The sequence below is a fragment of the Saliniferula longa genome, assembly GCF_050789285.1.
In the GTDB taxonomy this organism is placed as follows: Bacteria; Pseudomonadota; Alphaproteobacteria; order Rhodobacterales; family Rhodobacteraceae; genus CAVPWP01.
This window is the reverse complement of sequence record NZ_JBOUVX010000002.1, coordinates 534678-552690: the sequence shown is the minus strand read 5'-3', so window position 1 is coordinate 552690 and position 18013 is coordinate 534678. Positions and strand designations below refer to the sequence as shown.

Below are 18013 nucleotides of genomic sequence, written 5' to 3'. Positions count from 1 at the left end.
CCCTGTCTGGCGGCGCCCGCTTCGCGGCACGCCTCTTTGGGCCTCGCAGCCGATATGGGAAGCCCGTCGGCGCGGCTCAAGCCCAGGCCCGGCGGAATCCGGCTGCCATCGCACGCACCGCAGCGCCCTTGACGCTGCACCGCACAGCGGCGACACCGGACGAGTAAGGCTTGAAGGGGGACGAGGATGGCGGACGATCGGCTGATCGTGGCACTCGACGTGCCTGACGCGCTCGCCGGGCTTGAGCTGGCGCAGCGGCTTGGCGATGCCGTGTCCTTCTACAAGATCGGGCTGGGCATGCTGACGGGCGGCGGTCTGGCCCTTGCGCGTGAGCTCAAGGACGATCACGGCAAGCGCATCTTTCTTGACATGAAGCTGTTCGACATCGGCGCGACGATCGAAGCGGCGGTGCGGGGCCTCGCGCGCTTCGACCTCGACTTCCTGACGGTGCACGGGGATCCCCATGTCGTGGCCGCTGCGAAGGCGGGCGCGGCGGGACGCGAGACGAAGATCCTTGCGGTGACGATTCTGACCTCGCTCGACCGTTCCGACCTCGATGCCTGCCAGGTCCGGGCGGGAAGCGTGCCCGAGCTTGTGGTCGAGCGCGCGGCGCGGGCCTTCGCGGCCGGGGCGGACGGGGTCATCGCCTCGCCGCAGGAAGCCGCGGCCATCCGCGCCCTTCCCGAGGCGGCCGGACGGCTGATCGTCACGCCCGGCGTCCGGCCTGCCGGCGCGGCGCCCGGCGACCAGAAGCGGATCATGACCCCGGCGGCAGCGATCGCGGCGGGGGCCGACCACATCGTCGTGGGCAGACCTGTCTGGCAGGCGTCCGAACCACGGGAGGCGGCGGTCTCCATCTTGCACGAGCTGGGGTGAACCTTTTCGTCGACCTCCTCCTGCCGCTCGGGCTTGCGCTCGTGATGTTCGTGCTGGGGCTTGGCCTGGTTCCCGACGACTTTCGCCGCATCCTGCAGCGTCCGCGGGCCTTCTTCACCGGCGCGGCCTCGCAGCTTCTTCTGATCCCCTGCGTCACGGTCGCCCTGATCGCCCCGGTTCCGCTCGAGCCGGCGCTGGCGACGGGCATGATGATCCTTGCTGTCTGTCCCGGCGGACCGGTGTCGAACATGCTCACCCGCCTGACGGGGGGCGATGTGGCCCTGTCGGTCACGCTGACGGGAACGATGGTGCTGCTGTCGATCTTCACGCTTCCACCCCTGACGGCGCTCGTCGCAGGTCATTTCCTTCAGACAGCGCCACCGGACTTCTCGGTGACGCGGCTGGTGATGACGATGCTTCTGGCCGCCGCGCTGCCCGTCCTGCTTGGCTTCGGGGTGCGCCTGTCCGCTCCGGCCTTCGTGGCCCGGACCGAACCCGCGGCATTTCGCCTTGCCGCGGTGATCTTCACCCTGATCGTCGTCGGGGCCGTGGCGGCGAACTGGGCGCTGCTTGCAGAGCGCTTTGCGGTCCTTGCGCCACTGTGCCTTGCATTGATGCTGAGCCTGCTTGTGCTTGGCTATGCGCTGGCGCGGCTTCTGCGCCTGACCGAGCGGGAAGCGCGGGCCATCGCAATCGAAACAGCGGTGCAGAACGGGACGCTTGGCGTAACCGTCGGCGGGCTGGTGGGCGGCGGGGTCGTGGTCGGAAACGAATTCCTGATGCCCTCGGCCGTCTATGGCGTCCTGAGCTACATCGTGGTGATCCCGGCCGTGCTGCTTTACGCGCGCCTCCGGCCGATCAGTCCTCGTTGATGTCGCGGTCGATGATCTTGATCTGACCCTTGCGCACCCCCAGCCAGCGCCTGAGTCCAAGCCAGCACAGAAGGGATACGACCGCGAAGAACAGAAGAAGCCCCGGAACCGACCCCGCCAGCGCCGCGGCGACCGGCCCCCCGACCAGCAGGACGATGCCCGTCACCGCCGCGCCCAGAGCGAAGCCGAAGAAGACGTAACCGGGAACGACGATCTCGATCAGGCCAAGAACAACGGCGCCCGAGAGCCAGACCCACCACAGGCCCCACATCACCCGCGCCCCTTCAGCAGCTTGAAGGCGTCGCCGAAGGCCTCGAGCGCGGCGGCCGGCAACACGATGGTCTGCTTGCCCTGCCCGGCGCCCAGCGCATTGAGCGCATCCACCTGCTTGAGCGCGACCTGATACTGCGCCGCCTCCAATCCGCTTTCCTTGATCGCCTCGGCGATGACCGCCGTCGAATAGGCCTCGGCCTCGGCGAGGATTCGCTTGGCCTTCGCTTCCTGCTCGGCGGCGTAAAGATCGCCGTCGGCCTGCAGCTCGACCGCGCGCTTCTGGCCTTCGGCCCGCGTCACCTGCGCGCGCCGTTCGCGTTCGGCGTTCAGCTGCTGCAGCATCGCGTCGCGCGTGGCCTGGTCAAGGTTCACGTCCAGGATCTCGGCCCGGGTCACCTCGATGCCCCAGGCATCCACCGCGTCCTCGACACTGGCCTTGATGGTGGTGATAAGCGCCGACCGGTTCGACTGCACCTGATCAAGCTCCATCTTGCCGATCTCGGCGCGCACGATCCCCGCCACCGTCGTCGCGATGGCGCCATCGACATCGCGGATCCGGTAAACCGTCTTCTCAGGCTCGAGGATGCGGTAGAACACGCTGGTGTCGACCTTGACCAGCACGTTGTCGAGCGTGATTGCGTCCTGGCTGGCTGTCGGCAACTGGCGTTCAAGGATCGAGACCTTGTGCGCGACCCGGTCGAGAAAGGGCACGATGAAGTTGATGCCCGGTCCCAGCACCGCCTTCAGCCGCCCGAAGCGTTCGACCACGTGCTTTTCCGACTGCGGCACGATCCGTATCGCAATGAAGACGGAAAGGATGATGAAGCCGGCCAGCAGAAGCGTGAAAAATCCGCCGCCGCCTATGCCCGTCGCGATCTGGTCCATGGGAATTCCTTCGGATGAAAGTCTCGCACGGCGCAGCCTACACCATGCCCATAGGGCGACAATAAGGCGAAAGCGGGGTTGGGCCGGTTCAAACCGGAAACAATCCCACGAGATGTGGCCCGGGGGCACCGCGTGCGGGCGTGCTTCCCGGGGCTCTGGCCCTCGCCTATACTGCCCGCATGCCCGCCCTGTGCCGCGACTGCCTGACCACCTTCGACGCCGGCCGCCGCTGCCCGGCCTGCGGGCGGCCCCGCATCGTCGCGCACCCCGAGCTTTTCGAGCTGTCCATCGCCCACATGGACTGCGACGCCTTCTATGCCTCGGTCGAGAAGCGGGACAATCCCGTGCTTCGGGACAAACCCGTGATCGTCGGCGGGGGGCGCCGGGGCGTGGTCTCGACCGCCTGCTACATCGCGCGGATCCGGGGCGTGCGGTCCGCCATGCCGATGTTCAAGGCCCTTGCCCTGTGCCCCGAGGCAGTCGTCGTGAAGGGCCGGATGGACGTCTATGCCGCCGTGTCGCGGCAGATCCGGGCAATGATGGACGACCTGACGCCGGTCGTCGAGCCGCTGTCCCTCGACGAGGCCTTTCTTGACCTCACCGGCACGGCCCGCCTGCACAAGGCCCCGCCCGCCGTGATGCTTGCCCGGCTTCTCAAGCGCATGGAAGACGAGCTTGGCATCACCGGGTCGATCGGGCTGTCGCACAACAAGTTCCTGGCCAAGGTGGCAAGCGACCTCGAGAAACCGCGCGGCTTCTCGGTCATCGGGCGGGCCGAGACGGCGGCGTTCCTGAAGGACAGGCCGGTGCGCCTGATCTGGGGCGTGGGCCAACAGACCCAGGACGCCCTTGACCGCGCCGGAATCCGCACGTTCGCCGACCTCCTGCGGTGGGAGAAACCCGACCTCGAGGCCCGCTTCGGAGCGATGGGAGAACGGCTTTGGCACCTTGCCCGGGGGCAGGACCATCGTCGCGTTTCGGCCCATGCGCCCGTCAAGAGCATCTCGAACGAGACGACCTTCGACGAGGACACCGCCGATCCCGACGTCCTTGACGGCCATATCTGGCGGCTGGCCGAACACGTCGCGGACCGGGCGAAGGCGAAGGGGGTGGCGGGGCGTGTGGTGACGCTGAAGCTCAAGCGCGCGAACCACACGATCCTGACCCGCCGCACCAGCCTGCCCGACCCCACACAGATCGCGGACCGCCTCTATCGCACGGCCCGGGCCTTGTTCGACCAGCGGGCGGACACGGGGCCCTACCGGCTGATCGGCGTGGGGCTGAGCGAGTTGTGCCCCGAGGCGCAGGCCGACATATCCGGTGATCTTCTCGACCCGCAGGCGGTCAGGCGCGCCGGCGCCGAACGCGCCGCAGACGCGATCCGCGCGCGCTTCGGGTCGGACGCGATCGTGAAGGGCAGAAGCCTGAGGTGAGCCGCTATTCCGCCGCCAGAGGAAGCTGTTTCTGGCCGATGGTGACGATATCGCCGACGATCCGCTGCATCAGCGCGCGGAACGCGCCGAAATTGCCGTTCGGGCGGATGTGCTGCTCGTTCATGTAGAGCGAACGATCGATCTCGACCTGAACGACGTGCTGCGCGCGCGAGGGGCGGCCATAGTGCTGGGTGACATAGGCCCCGGCGAAGGGCGCGTTGCGCACCACCTTCAGACCGGCGGACAGGAAGGCCTGTTCGACCCGATCGACGATTTCGGGATGCGCTGCGGCGCCGAACCTGTCGCCCAGAACGATGTCCGGGCGCCCGCCAGGGTGAACGATCGATTCGAGCGCCTCGTGCGGCATCGAGTGGACGTCGATCAGGATCGCCTCGTCGAAGATCTCGAGGTTTTCCTTCAGAAGCCCCTCGAGCGCCTCGTGATACGGCCGCCAGTAAAGCCGGATGCGCGCCTCGGCCTCTTTCAGCGGGATCTTGCCGCGATAGATCGCCCGGCCGTTGGCGACGACCCGCGGCACGACGCCCAGACCCGAGGCGACGCGCGGGTTGTGCGCGATCTTGCGCACCCCCTCGACGAGCGCGGGGTCAAGCTCGTCGGCGCTGCGGTTGACGTCGATGAAGGCGCGAGGGGCCATCGCCGCAAGAAGCGGCGCGCCAAGCGCGGGCGCATCTTCCAGAAGAAGGTCGACGAAGGCGTCCTCGGACGACCGAATCGCCCGCTCATCGAGGACCGAGCGCCGCAGGAAGCCCCAGGAATAGTCCCTGCCGCTGTGCGGCGACGCGAACACGACGCTTGTCGTGCGGCTTTGTGGCATCTCGAGGCGATAGGCGTGCTTGGTCATCGGCGTTCCGTCCCTCGTCGATAACATAGCGCGATCTTCGCGCCGGCCAAAACCCCTTGCAGTGTCCGATGCGGTCTTTTATAGACCCACCGACCGGCGCGGGGGCAACCTCGCGTCTTGTTCGTTTGAACGCTGGTTGAAATATGGCCGGAGACGGCCGACGGGCGGTTAGCTCAGCGGTAGAGCACTACGTTGACATCGTAGGGGTCACTGGTTCGATCCCAGTACCGCCCACCACCGACCACCGCCGCGCTTCCCGCGCGGCACGAGACCGAAACTGCAGGCGCGCAGGCGCCGCGACCCGAGGAAGAGACCGATGAAAGTCAGGAACTCGCTCCGTTCGCTCAAGAGCCGCCATCGCGACTGCCGCGTGGTCCGGCGCAAGGGGCGCGTCTATGTGATCAACAAGACGCAGCGGCGCTACAAGGCCCGCCAGGGCTGATCCGTCCCTGGGCGGAACAGGCAGGGCCGCCCCGCGGGGCGGCTTTTTGCTGACCGCTTGAAGAGGCCGGGCGAAATGCGTATTTCGCCCGTCAGGACCCGAGACGACCGCCCGAGAGGACCCGCAGATGGCCACGACCAATCCGCTTCAATTCGTTCAGCAGGTCCGCTCCGAAATCGCGAAAGTGGTCTGGCCGAACCGTCGAGAGGTTCTGCTGACCTCGGCCATGGTCTTCACCATGGCGATCCTGACGGCGATCTTCTTCTTCCTCGTCGACTGGATGATCCGGCTGGGGCTTCAGGGGATCCTGGGGCTTTTCGGCTAGGCTATCCGCGGCCGGCCGGCCGGGGCTGCGGCCCTCTTGAACTTCGACGGAATTGCGCGTATTGCGCCGCAACTCCCCGACAATCCGGCTTCGAATCTTTGAAACGGCGCCATTGACGCGGATATCAGATGAATTCCGGCCCCATGCGGCCGGCTTGCAAGGACGGACAGACGGATGGCAAAGCGCTGGTACTCGGTAAGCGTGCTTTCGAACTTCGAGAAGAAGGTCGCCGAGCAGATTCGCCAGGCCGCCGCCGATGCCGGACTCGAGGACCAGATCGAAGAGGTGCTGGTTCCCACGGAAGAGGTGATCGAGATCCGTCGCGGCAAGAAGGTCACGACCGAGCGCCGCTTCATGCCCGGCTATGTGCTGGTGCGGATGGAGATGACCGACGCCGGCTACCACCTGATCAACTCGATCAACCGCGTGACCGGGTTCCTTGGGCCGCAGGGCCGCCCGATGCCGATGCGCGAAGGCGAGGTCGAGGCGATCCTCGGCCGCGTCGCCGAGGGCGAGGAAGCCCCGCGCACGCTGATCTCGTTCGAGATCGGCGAGAAGGTGAAGGTCAACGACGGCCCCTTCGAGGACTTCGAAGGCATGGTCGAGGAAGTGGACGACGACAACCAGCGCCTGAAGGTGATGGTGTCGATCTTCGGCCGGGCAACCCCGGTCGAACTGGAATTCACGCAGGTCTCCAAGCAGATCTGACGTGAGCCCGAGCGTGGGAGGATCGACGGGCGCGCCCGTCGATCCGGACCACGGCAACCAAAGCCCCTCCGACGCGTCGGAGAGGTGTTGAAAGGAGACGGCCAATGGCCAAGAAAGTGATGGGGAAGCTGAAGCTTCAGATCCCCGCCGGCAAAGCGAACCCCTCTCCGCCGGTCGGTCCGGCGCTGGGTCAGCGCGGCATCAACATCATGGAGTTCTGCAAGGCGTTCAACGCCAAGACGCAGGAGATGGATGAAGGCGCGCCCTGTCCCACCGTGATCACCTATTACGCCGACAAGTCCTTCTCGATGGAAATCAAGACGCCGCCGGCGTCCTACTACCTCAAGAAGGCCGCGGGCCTTAAGCCCGTCGGCAAGCGCAACCGCCCCAAGGGCTCGCCCAAGCCGGGCCGCGAAGTCGCGGGCACGGTCACGGTGGCCCAGGTGCGTCAGATCGCCGAGGCCAAGATGCCGGACCTCAGCGCCAACGACGTCGAGGCCGCGATGCAGATCATCCTCGGCTCGGCACGGTCGATGGGTATCGAGGTGAAGGGGTAAAGCCATGGCGAAAATCGGAAAACGCAGCCGCGCCGCACGCGAGGCCTTCGCCGGCAAGGAAAACCTGTCGGTCGAGGCGGCCGTCGCTCTGGTGAAGGCGAATGCCAGCGCCAAGTTCGACGAGACCGTCGAAGTCGCTCTGAACCTTGGCGTCGATCCGCGCCATGCCGACCAGATGGTCCGAGGCACGGTCACGCTGCCGAACGGCACCGGCAAGACCGTGCGCGTCGCCGTCTTCGCCCGTGGCGCGAAGGCCGACGAGGCGAAGGCTGCCGGAGCCGACATCGTCGGCGCCGAAGACCTGATGGAGACGATCCTGGGCGGCAAGATCGAGTTCGACCGTTGCATCGCGACGCCGGACATGATGCCGGTCGTGGGCCGTCTGGGCAAGATCCTGGGCCCGCGCAACCTGATGCCGAACCCCAAGGTCGGCACGGTGACGATGGATGTGGCCGATGCGGTGCAGGCCGCCAAGGGCGGTCAGGTCCAGTTCAAGACCGAAAAGGCGGGCGTGATCCACGCCGGCGTCGGCAAGGCGTCCTTCGACGAGGCCAAGCTGGTCGAGAACGTGCGCGCCTTCGTCGACGCGGTCCAGAAGGCCAAGCCGTCGGGCGCGAAGGGCACCTACATGAAGAAGGTGTCGATTGCCTCGACCATGGGTCCGGGCGTGAGCGTCGACGTCTCGAGCGCGACCGGCAACGCCTGAGAAACCGGGCGATCGGAAACACCGGAAGGCGGGTCATCTGGCCCGCCTTTCGCGTTTCTGACCCGGGCCGGGTGCGGGGGCCGGCCCGCGGCGCGGCGGGTGTCGGGCCGGGCCCTTGCCCCAGTGCGGAAAACCTCCTAAGACGCCACGGTCAGGTCGCCCGTTGATTCGGGGGGCTTGGCATTTCGTCCGAGACGGTGGGTGGGCCGTGTGCCCATAAATCCTGCCTGAGACGGGAACAGACAATTTTCTTCGGGTCGTCCGCCGTGACGTCCGGGGGCGAGATTGCGACGGACCCGTAAGGACTCGTTTGTCGGGCGACCGCCCGGCAAGAAGCTGAGCCGGAGGGTCGCGAGATCCTCCATACTTGGAGTGAAACTGTGGATAGAGCCCAGAAAGAGAAAGTGGTCGAGGAACTCGGCCAGATCTTCGAAAGCTCTGGCGTCGTCGTGGTTGCCCACTACGCAGGCCTCACGGTTGCCGAGATGCAGGACCTGCGTGCGCGCATGCGCGACGTTGGCGGGTCCGTTCGGGTTGCCAAGAACAAGCTCGCTAAGATCGCCCTTCAGGACAAGCCTGGCGTTGCCATGGCGGACCTTCTGACGGGCATGACCGTTCTCGCCTATTCGGAAGATCCTGTCGCAGCCGCGAAGGTCGCCGACAAGTTCGCCAAGGACAACGACAAGTTCGTGATCCTCGGCGGCGCCATGGGCGAGACCGCTCTTGACCCGGCCGGTGTGAAAGCCGTCGCCTCGATGCCGTCGCGCGAAGAGCTCATCGCTCAGATCGTGTCCTGCATCGGTGCGCCCGCCTCGAACATCGCCGGTGCGATCGGCGCGCCTGCTTCGAACATCGCGAGCATCCTGTCGACCATCGAGGAGCGCGCGGAAGCCGCGTGATCCCCGTCGAGTCCTGCGTGGGGTTGATCCTTGCGCGTTGGAACACATCTTAACGAACGGAAAACCGAAATGGCTGATCTGAAGAAACTTGCCGAAGAGATCGTGGGTCTCACGCTTCTCGAAGCCCAGGAACTGAAAAACATCCTCAAGGACGAATACGGCATCGAGCCCGCCGCGGGCGGCGCCGTGATGGTTGCGGGCCCCGCCGCCGGTGGTGACGCCGGTGGTGCCGCCGCCGAAGAGAAGACCGAATTCGACGTCGTCCTGAAGAACGCCGGCGCCCAGAAGATCAACGTGATCAAGGAAGTCCGCGCGATCACCGGCCTTGGCCTCAAGGAAGCCAAGGACCTCGTGGAAGCCGGCGGCAAGGTCAAGGAAGGCGTTGCCAAGGGCGAGGCCGAGGACATCAAGGCGAAGCTTACCGGCGCTGGCGCCGAGGTCGAGATCGTCTAAGGAACACGGGATGCGCAGGTCGCATCCCGCAGCATGAACAGGCGGGATCCGGGCGACTCCGGGTCCCGCCGAACCTGTCTCAGAAAGGGCCCCTGCTCCGCACGGCGGATACGGGACCCTTTCTAAGGTGAGGTTCGCAGATCGGGCGGCGGCCTGTGGGAAGGCCGCCAGGGATTGATCGGAACACCCTTTCACGGGCGCATCGCCGGCCCCCGACGGCGCATGCATCTGCGATGCAAGAGGTATAGACGCATATGGCTTCGACCTTCCTAGGCCAGAAACGCATCCGGAAATATTACGGCAAGATCCGCGAAGTGCTGGAAATGCCGAACCTCATCGAGGTCCAGAAATCCAGCTATGACCTGTTCCTGAACTCGGGCGACGGCGCCGAGCCCGCCGATGGCGAGGGGATCAAGGGCGTCTTCCAGTCGGTCTTCCCGATCAAGGATTTCAACGAGACCGCCGTGCTCGAGTTCGTGCGCTACGAGCTTGAGAAGCCGAAGTACGACGTCGACGAATGCCAGCAGCGCGACATGACCTATTCGGCGCCGCTGAAGGTGACGCTGCGCCTGATCGTGTTCGATGTGGACGAGGATACCGGCGCCAAGTCGGTGAAGGATATCAAGGAACAGGACGTCTTCATGGGCGACATGCCGCTCATGACGCCGAACGGCACGTTCATCGTCAACGGGACCGAGCGGGTGATCGTCTCCCAGATGCACCGTTCGCCGGGCGTGTTCTTCGACCACGACAAGGGCAAGACGCACGCCAGCGGGAAGCTCCTCTTCGCCTGCCGCATCATCCCCTACCGCGGCTCGTGGCTGGACTTCGAGTTCGACGCGAAGGACAGCGTCTTCGCGCGCATCGACCGCCGCCGGAAGCTTCCGGTGACGACGCTGCTCTATGCCCTTGGCATGGACCAGGAAGGCATCATGGATGCCTACTACAAGACCGTCGAATTCAAGCTGAAGAAGAACAAGGGCTGGGTGACCAAGTTCTTCCCCGAACGCGCGCGCGGCACCCGCCCGACACATGATCTGGTCGATGCCGCCACGGGCGAGGTCATCGCCAAGGCCGGAGACAAGGTCACGCCGCGGACCGTCAAGAAGCTGATCGACGAAGGCAAGGTCACCGAGCTTCTGGTGCCCTTCGACAACATCGTCGGCCGCTACGTCGCCAAGGACATCATCAACGAGGAAACCGGCGCGATCTATGTCGAGGCCGGGGATGAGCTGACCTGGGAGGTCAACAAGGACGGCGACGTCACGGGCGGCACGCTGAAGGACCTCATGGATGCCGGCATCACCGATATCCCGGTTCTCGACATCGACAACGTCACCGTAGGCCCCTACATCCGCAACACCATGGCGCAGGACAAGAACATGAGCCGCGACGGCGCGCTCATGGACATCTACCGCGTCATGCGCCCGGGCGAGCCGCCGACGGTCGAGGCCGCATCGGCCCTGTTCGACCAGCTGTTCTTCGATTCCGAGCGCTACGACCTTTCGGCCGTGGGCCGGGTGAAGATGAACATGCGCCTCGACCTCGATGCGCCGGACACCCAGCGCACGCTGCGGCGCGACGACATCGTCGCCTGCATCAAGGCGCTGGTAGAACTGCGCGACGGCAAGGGCGAGATCGACGATATCGACCACCTCGGCAACCGCCGGGTGCGCTCGGTCGGCGAATTGATGGAAAACCAGTATCGCGTCGGCCTTCTTCGCATGGAACGCGCGATCAAGGAGCGCATGTCCTCGGTCGAGATCGACACGGTCATGCCGCAGGACCTGATCAACGCCAAGCCGGCGGCAGCCGCCGTGCGCGAGTTCTTCGGTTCGTCGCAGCTGTCGCAGTTCATGGACCAGACCAACCCGCTGTCGGAAGTCACCCACAAGCGGCGCCTGTCGGCCCTTGGGCCGGGCGGTCTGACACGCGAACGCGCCGGCTTCGAGGTGCGCGACGTGCACCCGACCCACTATGGCCGGATGTGCCCGATCGAGACGCCGGAAGGCCCGAACATCGGCCTGATCAACTCGCTCGCCACCTTCGCCCGCGTGAACAAGTACGGCTTCATCGAGACGCCCTACCGCCGTGTGAAGGACGGACAGGTCACCGACGACGTGACCTACATGTCGGCGACCGAAGAAATGCGGCATGTCGTGGCGCAGGCGAACGCGCAGCTCGATGACGAGGGGCGGTTCAGGAACGACCTGGTCTCGACCCGTCAGGCGGGCGAATACACGCTTGCCCCGCGCGAGCAGGTCGATCTGATCGACGTGTCGCCCAAGCAGCTTGTGTCGGTGGCGGCCTCGCTCATCCCGTTCCTCGAGAACGACGACGCGAACCGCGCGCTGATGGGCTCGAACATGCAGCGTCAGGCAGTGCCGCTTCTGCAGGCCGAAGCGCCCTTCGTCGGCACCGGGATCGAGGCCAAGGTGGCCATCGACTCGGGCGCGTCGATCACGGCGCGGCGCGCTGGCATCATCGACCAGGTCGATGCACAGCGGATCGTGGTGCGCGCGACGGAAGACCTGATGCCGGGCGATCCCGGCGTCGATATCTACCGTCTGCGCAAGTTCCAGCGGTCGAACCAGAACACCTGCATCAACCAGCGTCCGCTGGTGAAGGTGGGCGATCTGGTCGGCAAGGGCGAGGTCATCGCCGATGGCCCCTCGACCGACATGGGCGAGCTTGCGCTTGGCAAGAACGTGGTCGTCGCCTTCATGCCGTGGAACGGCTACAACTACGAGGACTCGATCCTGATCTCGGAGCGGATCGTTCGTGACGACGTCTTCACCTCGATCCACATCGAGGAATACGAAGTCGCCGCCCGCGACACGAAGCTCGGGCCCGAGGAAATCACCCGCGACATCCCGAACGTCGGCGAGGAAGCCCTGCGCAACCTCGACGAGGCGGGCATCGTCTATATCGGCGCCGAAGTGGGGCCGGGCGATATCCTTGTGGGCAAGATCACGCCGAAGGGCGAAAGCCCGATGACGCCGGAAGAAAAGCTTCTGCGCGCCATCTTCGGCGAAAAGGCGTCGGACGTGCGCGACACGTCGCTCCGGCTTCCGCCGGGCGACTTCGGCACGGTCGTGGAAGTGCGGGTCTTCAACCGCCACGGCGTGGACAAGGACGAACGCGCGCTTCAGATCGAGCGCGAGGAAGTCGAACGTCTGGCCCGTGACCGGGACGACGAGCTGGCGATCCTCGAGCGCAACATCTACGCGCGCCTGAAGTCGATGATCCTTGGCAAGACCGCGGTCAAAGGCCCCAAAGGCGTCAAGCCCGGGTCCGAGGTGACCGAAGAGCTTCTGGAAACGCTGAGCCGTGGCCAGTGGTGGCAACTTGCCCTGGGCGAAGAAGCCGAGGCCGCGCAGGTCGAAGCCTTGAATGCCCAGTACGAGGCGCAGAAGCGTGCCCTCGACGCCCGCTTCGAGGACAAGGTCGAGAAGGTTCGCCGCGGCGACGACCTGCCTCCGGGCGTGATGAAGATGGTCAAGGTCTTCGTCGCGGTGAAGCGCAAGCTTCAGCCCGGCGACAAGATGGCCGGCCGTCACGGCAACAAGGGCGTCGTGTCGAAGGTGGTCCCGATCGAGGACATGCCGTTCCTCGGAGACGGCACGCCGGTCGACCTGGTTCTGAACCCGCTGGGCGTGCCGTCGCGCATGAACGTCGGCCAGATCCTCGAGACGCACATGGGCTGGGCCGCGCGCGGCCTGGGCATCAAGATCGACGAGGCGCTGGGCGAATACCGGCGTTCGGGCGATCTGACCCCGGTGCGCGAGGCGATGCGCCTTGCCTATGGCGACGACGTCTACGACGAGGGGCTGAAGGGCATGGGAGAGGACACGCTGGTCGAAGCGGCCTCGAACGTGACCCGTGGGGTGCCGATCGCGACGCCGGTCTTCGACGGCGCGAAGGAGGCGGACGTCAACGACGCGCTGGTTCGCGCGGGCTTCTCGGAATCGGGGCAGTCGGATCTCTTCGACGGCCGCACGGGCGAGAAGTTCGCCCGCCCGGTCACCGTTGGCATCAAGTACCTTCTGAAGCTGCACCACCTGGTGGACGACAAGATCCACGCCCGCTCGACAGGTCCCTACAGCCTTGTCACGCAGCAGCCTCTGGGCGGCAAGGCCCAGTTCGGCGGCCAGCGTTTCGGCGAGATGGAGGTCTGGGCGCTCGAAGCCTACGGCGCGGCCTACACCCTTCAGGAGATGCTCACCGTCAAGTCGGACGACGTCGCGGGCCGGACCAAGGTCTACGAGTCGATCGTCAAGGGCGAGGACAACTTCGAAGCGGGCGTGCCCGAGTCGTTCAACGTTCTGGTCAAGGAAGTCCGGGGCCTCGGCCTCAACATGGAACTCCTGGATGCGGAGGACGAGTGAGGGCGGTCACGCCCTCCTCCACCACCCTCAGATTTAAGGACGCAAGATGAACCAGGAACTGACCACAAACCCGTTCAACCCGCTGGCCGCGCCGAAGCAGTTCGACGAGATCAAGATCTCGCTCGCATCGCCCGAGCGCATTCTCAGCTGGTCCTACGGCGAGATCAAGAAACCCGAGACGATCAACTACCGCACGTTCAAGCCCGAGCGTGACGGCCTGTTCTGCGCGCGCATCTTCGGTCCGATCAAGGACTACGAATGCCTGTGCGGCAAGTACAAGCGCATGAAGTATCGCGGCGTCGTCTGCGAGAAGTGCGGTGTCGAGGTGACGCTTCAGAAGGTCCGTCGCGAACGGATGGGCCACATCGAACTGGCGGCGCCGGTCGCGCACATCTGGTTCCTGAAGTCGCTTCCCAGCCGTATCGGCCTCATGCTCGACATGACGCTGCGCGATCTCGAGCGGATTCTCTACTTCGAGAACTACGTGGTGATCGAGCCGGGTCTGACCGACCTGAGCTATGGCCAGTTGATGACCGAAGAGGAATTCCTGGACGCGCAGGACCAGTACGGTGCCGACGCCTTCACGGCGAACATCGGCGCCGAAGCGATCCGGGAAATGCTAGCGGCGATCGACCTTGACGCCGAGGCCGCCCAGCTTCGCGAAGAGCTGAAGGAAGCCACTGGCGAACTGAAGCCCAAGAAAATCATCAAGCGTCTGAAGATCATCGAAAGCTTCATCGAGTCGGGCAACCGTCCGGAATGGATGGTGCTGACGGTGATCCCGGTCATCCCGCCGGAACTGCGCCCGCTGGTCCCGCTGGACGGCGGCCGGTTCGCCACGTCCGACCTCAACGATCTCTATCGCCGGGTGATCAACCGCAACAACCGTCTGAAGCGGCTGATCGAGCTGCGCGCGCCCGACATCATCGTGCGCAACGAAAAGCGGATGCTGCAGGAATCGGTCGACGCCCTGTTCGACAACGGCCGTCGTGGCCGCGTCATCACCGGCGCCAACAAGCGCCCGCTGAAGTCGCTGTCGGATATGCTGAAGGGCAAGCAGGGCCGCTTCCGCCAGAACCTGCTGGGCAAGCGCGTCGACTTCTCGGGCCGTTCGGTCATCGTGACCGGCCCGGAACTCAAGCTGCACCAGTGCGGCCTGCCGAAGAAGATGGCGCTCGAGCTGTTCAAGCCGTTCATCTATTCGCGGCTCGAGGCGAAGGGCCTGTCGTCGACCGTCAAGCAGGCCAAGAAGTTGGTCGAGAAGGAGCGCCCGGAGGTCTGGGACATCCTTGACGAGGTGATCCGCGAGCATCCGGTCATGCTGAACCGGGCGCCGACCCTTCACCGTCTGGGCATCCAGGCCTTCGAACCGATCCTGATCGAAGGCAAGGCGATCCAGCTTCATCCGCTGGTCTGCTCGGCCTTCAACGCCGACTTCGACGGCGACCAGATGGCCGTGCACGTCCCGCTGAGCCTTGAGGCGCAGCTGGAAGCCCGCGTCCTGATGATGTCGACGAACAACGTGCTGTCGCCGGCGAACGGCGCGCCCATCATCGTGCCGTCGCAGGACATGATCCTTGGCCTGTACTACACCTCGATGCAGCGCGAGGGGATGAAGGGCGAAGGCATGGCGTTCGCGACGCCCGAGGAGGTCGAGCACGCGCTGAACGCGGGTGAAGTCAACCTGCACACGAAGATCATCGCGCGCGTCAAGCAGATCGACGAGGAAGGCAACGAGGTCTGGAAGCGCTACGAGACGACGCCGGGCCGCGTGCGGCTGGGCGCGCTTCTTCCGCTGAACGCGAAGGCGCCGTTCGAGCTTGTGAACCGGCTTCTGCGCAAGAAGGAAGTGCAGCAGGTCATCGACACCGTCTACCGCTATTGCGGTCAGAAGGAATCGGTCATCTTCTGCGACCAGATCATGGGTCTGGGCTTCCGCGAGGCGTTCAAGGCCGGCATCAGCTTCGGCAAGGACGACATGGTGATCCCGGCCACGAAGTGGGACATCGTGAACACCACGCGCGAGCAGGTGAAAGAGTTCGAACAGCAGTACATGGACGGCCTGATCACTCAGGGCGAGAAGTACAACAAGGTGGTCGACGCCTGGTCGAAGTGCTCGGACGAAGTCGCCGCTGCGATGATGCAGGACATCTCGGCCATGCGGAAGGACGATGCCGGCGCCGAGATGGAGCCGAACAGCGTCTACATGATGTCGCACTCGGGCGCCCGTGGCTCGCCGGCGCAGATGAAGCAGCTGGGTGGGATGCGCGGCCTGATGGCCAAGCCTTCGGGCGAAATCATCGAGACGCCGATCATCTCGAACTTCAAGGAAGGCCTGACCGTGCTCGAGTACTTCAACTCGACCCACGGCGCGCGCAAGGGTCTGGCCGACACGGCGCTGAAGACCGCGAACTCGGGCTACCTGACCCGTCGTCTTGTCGACGTGGCGCAGGACTGCATCGTTCGCCTGAACGACTGCGGCACCGAGAACGCGATCACCGCCGAAGCGGCGGTGAACGACGGCGAGGTCGTGTCTCCGCTGGCCGAGCGCATCCTTGGCCGCGTGGCGGCGGACGACGTGCTTGCGCCGGGCACCGACGAGGTGATCGTCGCCCGGGGCGAACTGATCGACGAACGCAAGGCCGACGCGGTGGAAGCCGCGGGGGTCACCAGCGTCCGGATCCGCAGCCCGCTGACCTGCGAGGCCGAGGAAGGCGTCTGCGCCATGTGCTATGGCCGTGACCTGGCGCGCGGCACGATGGTGAACATCGGCGAGGCCGTGGGCATCATCGCGGCGCAGTCGATCGGCGAACCCGGCACCCAGCTGACGATGCGGACGTTCCACATCGGCGGCATCGCGCAGGGCGGCCAGCAGTCGTTCCTCGAGGCCAGCCAGCCCGGCAAGGTCGAGTTCCGGAACGCCAACCTGCTTGAGAACGCGTCGGGCGAGATGATCGTGATGGGCCGCAACATGCAGCTTGTCATCATCGACGAGACCGGCGTCGAGCGGGCCAGCCACAAGCTTGGCTACGGCACCAAGGTCTTCCCGAAGGAAGGCACCATGGTGAAGCGGGGCGACAAGCTGTTCGAGTGGGACCCCTACACGTTGCCGATCATCGCCGAGAAGGCGGGGATGGTGCGTTTCGTCGACCTCGTGTCGGGCATCTCGGTGCGCGACGAGACCGACGATGCCACGGGCATGACCCAGAAGATCGTGACCGACTGGCGGTCGGCGCCGAAAGGCAGCGACCTGAAGCCGGAAGTGATCCTTGTGGGCGACGACGGCGAACCGGTGCGCAACGAGCAGGGCAACCCGGTGACCTACCCGATGTCGGTCGACGCGATCCTTTCGGTCGAAGACGGCGCCCAGGTGAAGGCCGGCGACGTCGTCGCGCGGATCCCGCGCGAAGGTGCCAAGACGAAAGACATCACCGGCGGTCTTCCGCGGGTGGCCGAACTCTTCGAGGCGCGCCGTCCGAAGGACCACGCGATCATCGCCGAGGTCGACGGCTATGTGAAGTTCGGGCGCGACTACAAGAACAAGCGCCGGATCACGATCGAACCCGTGGACGAGACGCTTGAACCGGTCGAGTACATGGTGCCCAAGGGCAAGCACATCCCGGTGCAGGAAGGCGACTTCGTGCAAAAGGGTGACTACATCATGGACGGCAACCCGGCGCCGCACGACATCCTGTCGATCATGGGTGTCGAGGCTCTGGCCGACTACATGATCAACGAGGTGCAGGAGGTCTATCGTCTGCAAGGCGTGAAGATCAACGACAAGCACATCGAGGTCATCGTCCGCCAGATGCTGCAGAAGTGGGAAATCCTCGACAGCGGGGACACCACGCTTCTGAAGGGCGAACACGTCGACAAGGCCGAACTCGACGCCGAGAACGATAAGGCGCTGGCCAAAGGCGACCGTCCGGCGACGGGCGAGCCGATCCTTCTGGGGATCACCAAGGCTTCGCTTCAGACCCGGTCGTTCATCTCGGCGGCCTCCTTCCAGGAAACGACGCGCGTGCTGACCGAGGCTTCGGTGCAGGGCAAGCGTGACAAGCTTGTCGGCCTGAAGGAGAACGTGATCGTCGGCCGCCTGATCCCGGCCGGCACGGGCGGGGCGACGCAGCGGATTCGCCGCATCGCCGCCGAGCGTGACCTGAAGGTGATCGAGGAGGCCCGCCAGGCCGCCGAGGCCGCCGCCGCGCTGGCCGCGCCAGTGGCGGAAATGGCCGACGAGATGGACCCCTTCGCGGACGCCGATCTGGTCGACACGCCGGAATCGCGCGACTGACCCGCGGCACGGCCAAGAACGATGGAAAAGCCCCCGCAAG

Annotated in this window: 15 protein-coding genes and 1 tRNA gene; 13 read left to right on the top strand and 3 right to left on the bottom strand. The window is 65.4% G+C overall.

The genetic code is table 11. The annotated features are described in order from the left end of the window. Nucleotides 1-186 precede the first annotated feature (186 nt). Nucleotides 187-876 (top strand): orotidine-5'-phosphate decarboxylase, encoded by a 690-nt coding sequence (pyrF, locus tag ACRDNQ_RS09215; protein WP_431828357.1) that lies wholly within the window; start codon nt 187-189, stop codon nt 874-876. Next, nucleotides 873-1748, top strand: a complete 876-nt coding sequence (locus tag ACRDNQ_RS09210; RefSeq protein WP_431828356.1) for a bile acid:sodium symporter family protein — start codon at nt 873-875, stop codon at nt 1746-1748. The genes pyrF and ACRDNQ_RS09210 overlap by 4 nt, the downstream gene beginning before the upstream one ends. Here the strand turns inward: ACRDNQ_RS09210 and ACRDNQ_RS09205 are convergent. Further along, a complete protein-coding gene (locus ACRDNQ_RS09205; protein ID WP_431828355.1) occupies nt 1735-2019 on the bottom strand; it encodes an NfeD family protein in 285 nt (94 codons plus the stop codon). The two genes, ACRDNQ_RS09210 and ACRDNQ_RS09205, sit on opposite strands and share 14 nt — an antisense overlap. After that, nucleotides 2019-2906: an SPFH domain-containing protein gene (locus ACRDNQ_RS09200; protein ID WP_431828354.1), complete on the bottom strand. Its 888-nt coding sequence runs from the start codon at nt 2904-2906 to the stop codon at nt 2019-2021. Before ACRDNQ_RS09200 ends, ACRDNQ_RS09205 begins: the two co-directional genes overlap by 1 nt. A gap of 179 nt (nt 2907-3085) precedes the next feature. On the opposite strand from ACRDNQ_RS09200, the gene ACRDNQ_RS09195 reads away from it, so the two are divergent. Continuing rightward, entirely contained in the window at nt 3086-4339 is a 1254-nt protein-coding gene (locus ACRDNQ_RS09195) for a DNA polymerase IV (protein WP_431828353.1), read from the top strand. Nucleotides 4340-4343: 4 nt separating this feature from the next. Here ACRDNQ_RS09195 and ACRDNQ_RS09190 read toward each other — a convergent pair whose 3' ends face one another. After that, a complete protein-coding gene (locus ACRDNQ_RS09190) occupies nt 4344-5201 on the bottom strand; it encodes an N-formylglutamate amidohydrolase (protein ID WP_431828352.1) in 858 nt (285 codons plus the stop codon). 162 nt (nt 5202-5363) lie between these two features. Here ACRDNQ_RS09190 and ACRDNQ_RS09185 point away from each other — a divergent pair. The 10 genes from ACRDNQ_RS09185 (at nt 5364) to rpoC (ending at nt 17973) form a co-directional block, all read left to right on the top strand. Next, nucleotides 5364-5438 (top strand) — tRNA-Val (locus tag ACRDNQ_RS09185). A 79-nt stretch (nt 5439-5517) separates the two neighbouring features. Further along, nucleotides 5518-5643, top strand: a complete 126-nt coding sequence (ykgO, locus tag ACRDNQ_RS09180) for a type B 50S ribosomal protein L36 (RefSeq protein WP_431828351.1) — start codon at nt 5518-5520, stop codon at nt 5641-5643. A 127-nt stretch (nt 5644-5770) separates the two neighbouring features. Continuing rightward, nucleotides 5771-5968, top strand: coding sequence for a preprotein translocase subunit SecE (gene secE / locus ACRDNQ_RS09175; RefSeq protein ID WP_431828350.1), 198 nt, complete (start codon nt 5771-5773; stop codon nt 5966-5968). Nucleotides 5969-6142: 174 nt separating this feature from the next. Further along, nucleotides 6143-6676: a transcription termination/antitermination protein NusG gene (nusG, locus tag ACRDNQ_RS09170; protein ID WP_431828349.1), complete on the top strand. Its 534-nt coding sequence runs from the start codon at nt 6143-6145 to the stop codon at nt 6674-6676. Nucleotides 6677-6780: 104 nt separating this feature from the next. Then, entirely contained in the window at nt 6781-7233 is a 453-nt protein-coding gene (gene rplK, locus ACRDNQ_RS09165; RefSeq protein ID WP_431828348.1) for a 50S ribosomal protein L11, read from the top strand. Nucleotides 7234-7237: 4 nt separating this feature from the next. Then, nucleotides 7238-7939, top strand: a complete 702-nt coding sequence (gene rplA / locus ACRDNQ_RS09160; protein ID WP_431828347.1) for a 50S ribosomal protein L1 — start codon at nt 7238-7240, stop codon at nt 7937-7939. A 380-nt stretch (nt 7940-8319) separates the two neighbouring features. Next, the gene (rplJ, locus tag ACRDNQ_RS09155) at nt 8320-8838 is read left to right on the top strand and encodes a 50S ribosomal protein L10 (protein WP_431828346.1); all 519 of its coding nucleotides are present in this window, start codon (nt 8320-8322) and stop codon (nt 8836-8838) included. Nucleotides 8839-8907: 69 nt separating this feature from the next. Continuing rightward, entirely contained in the window at nt 8908-9291 is a 384-nt protein-coding gene (gene rplL, locus ACRDNQ_RS09150) for a 50S ribosomal protein L7/L12 (RefSeq protein WP_431828345.1), read from the top strand. A 254-nt stretch (nt 9292-9545) separates the two neighbouring features. Beyond that, nucleotides 9546-13679 (top strand): DNA-directed RNA polymerase subunit beta, encoded by a 4134-nt coding sequence (gene rpoB / locus ACRDNQ_RS09145; protein WP_431828344.1) that lies wholly within the window; start codon nt 9546-9548, stop codon nt 13677-13679. Nucleotides 13680-13725: 46 nt separating this feature from the next. Then, nucleotides 13726-17973: a DNA-directed RNA polymerase subunit beta' gene (gene rpoC, locus ACRDNQ_RS09140; RefSeq protein ID WP_431828343.1), complete on the top strand. Its 4248-nt coding sequence runs from the start codon at nt 13726-13728 to the stop codon at nt 17971-17973. Nucleotides 17974-18013 lie beyond the last annotated feature (40 nt).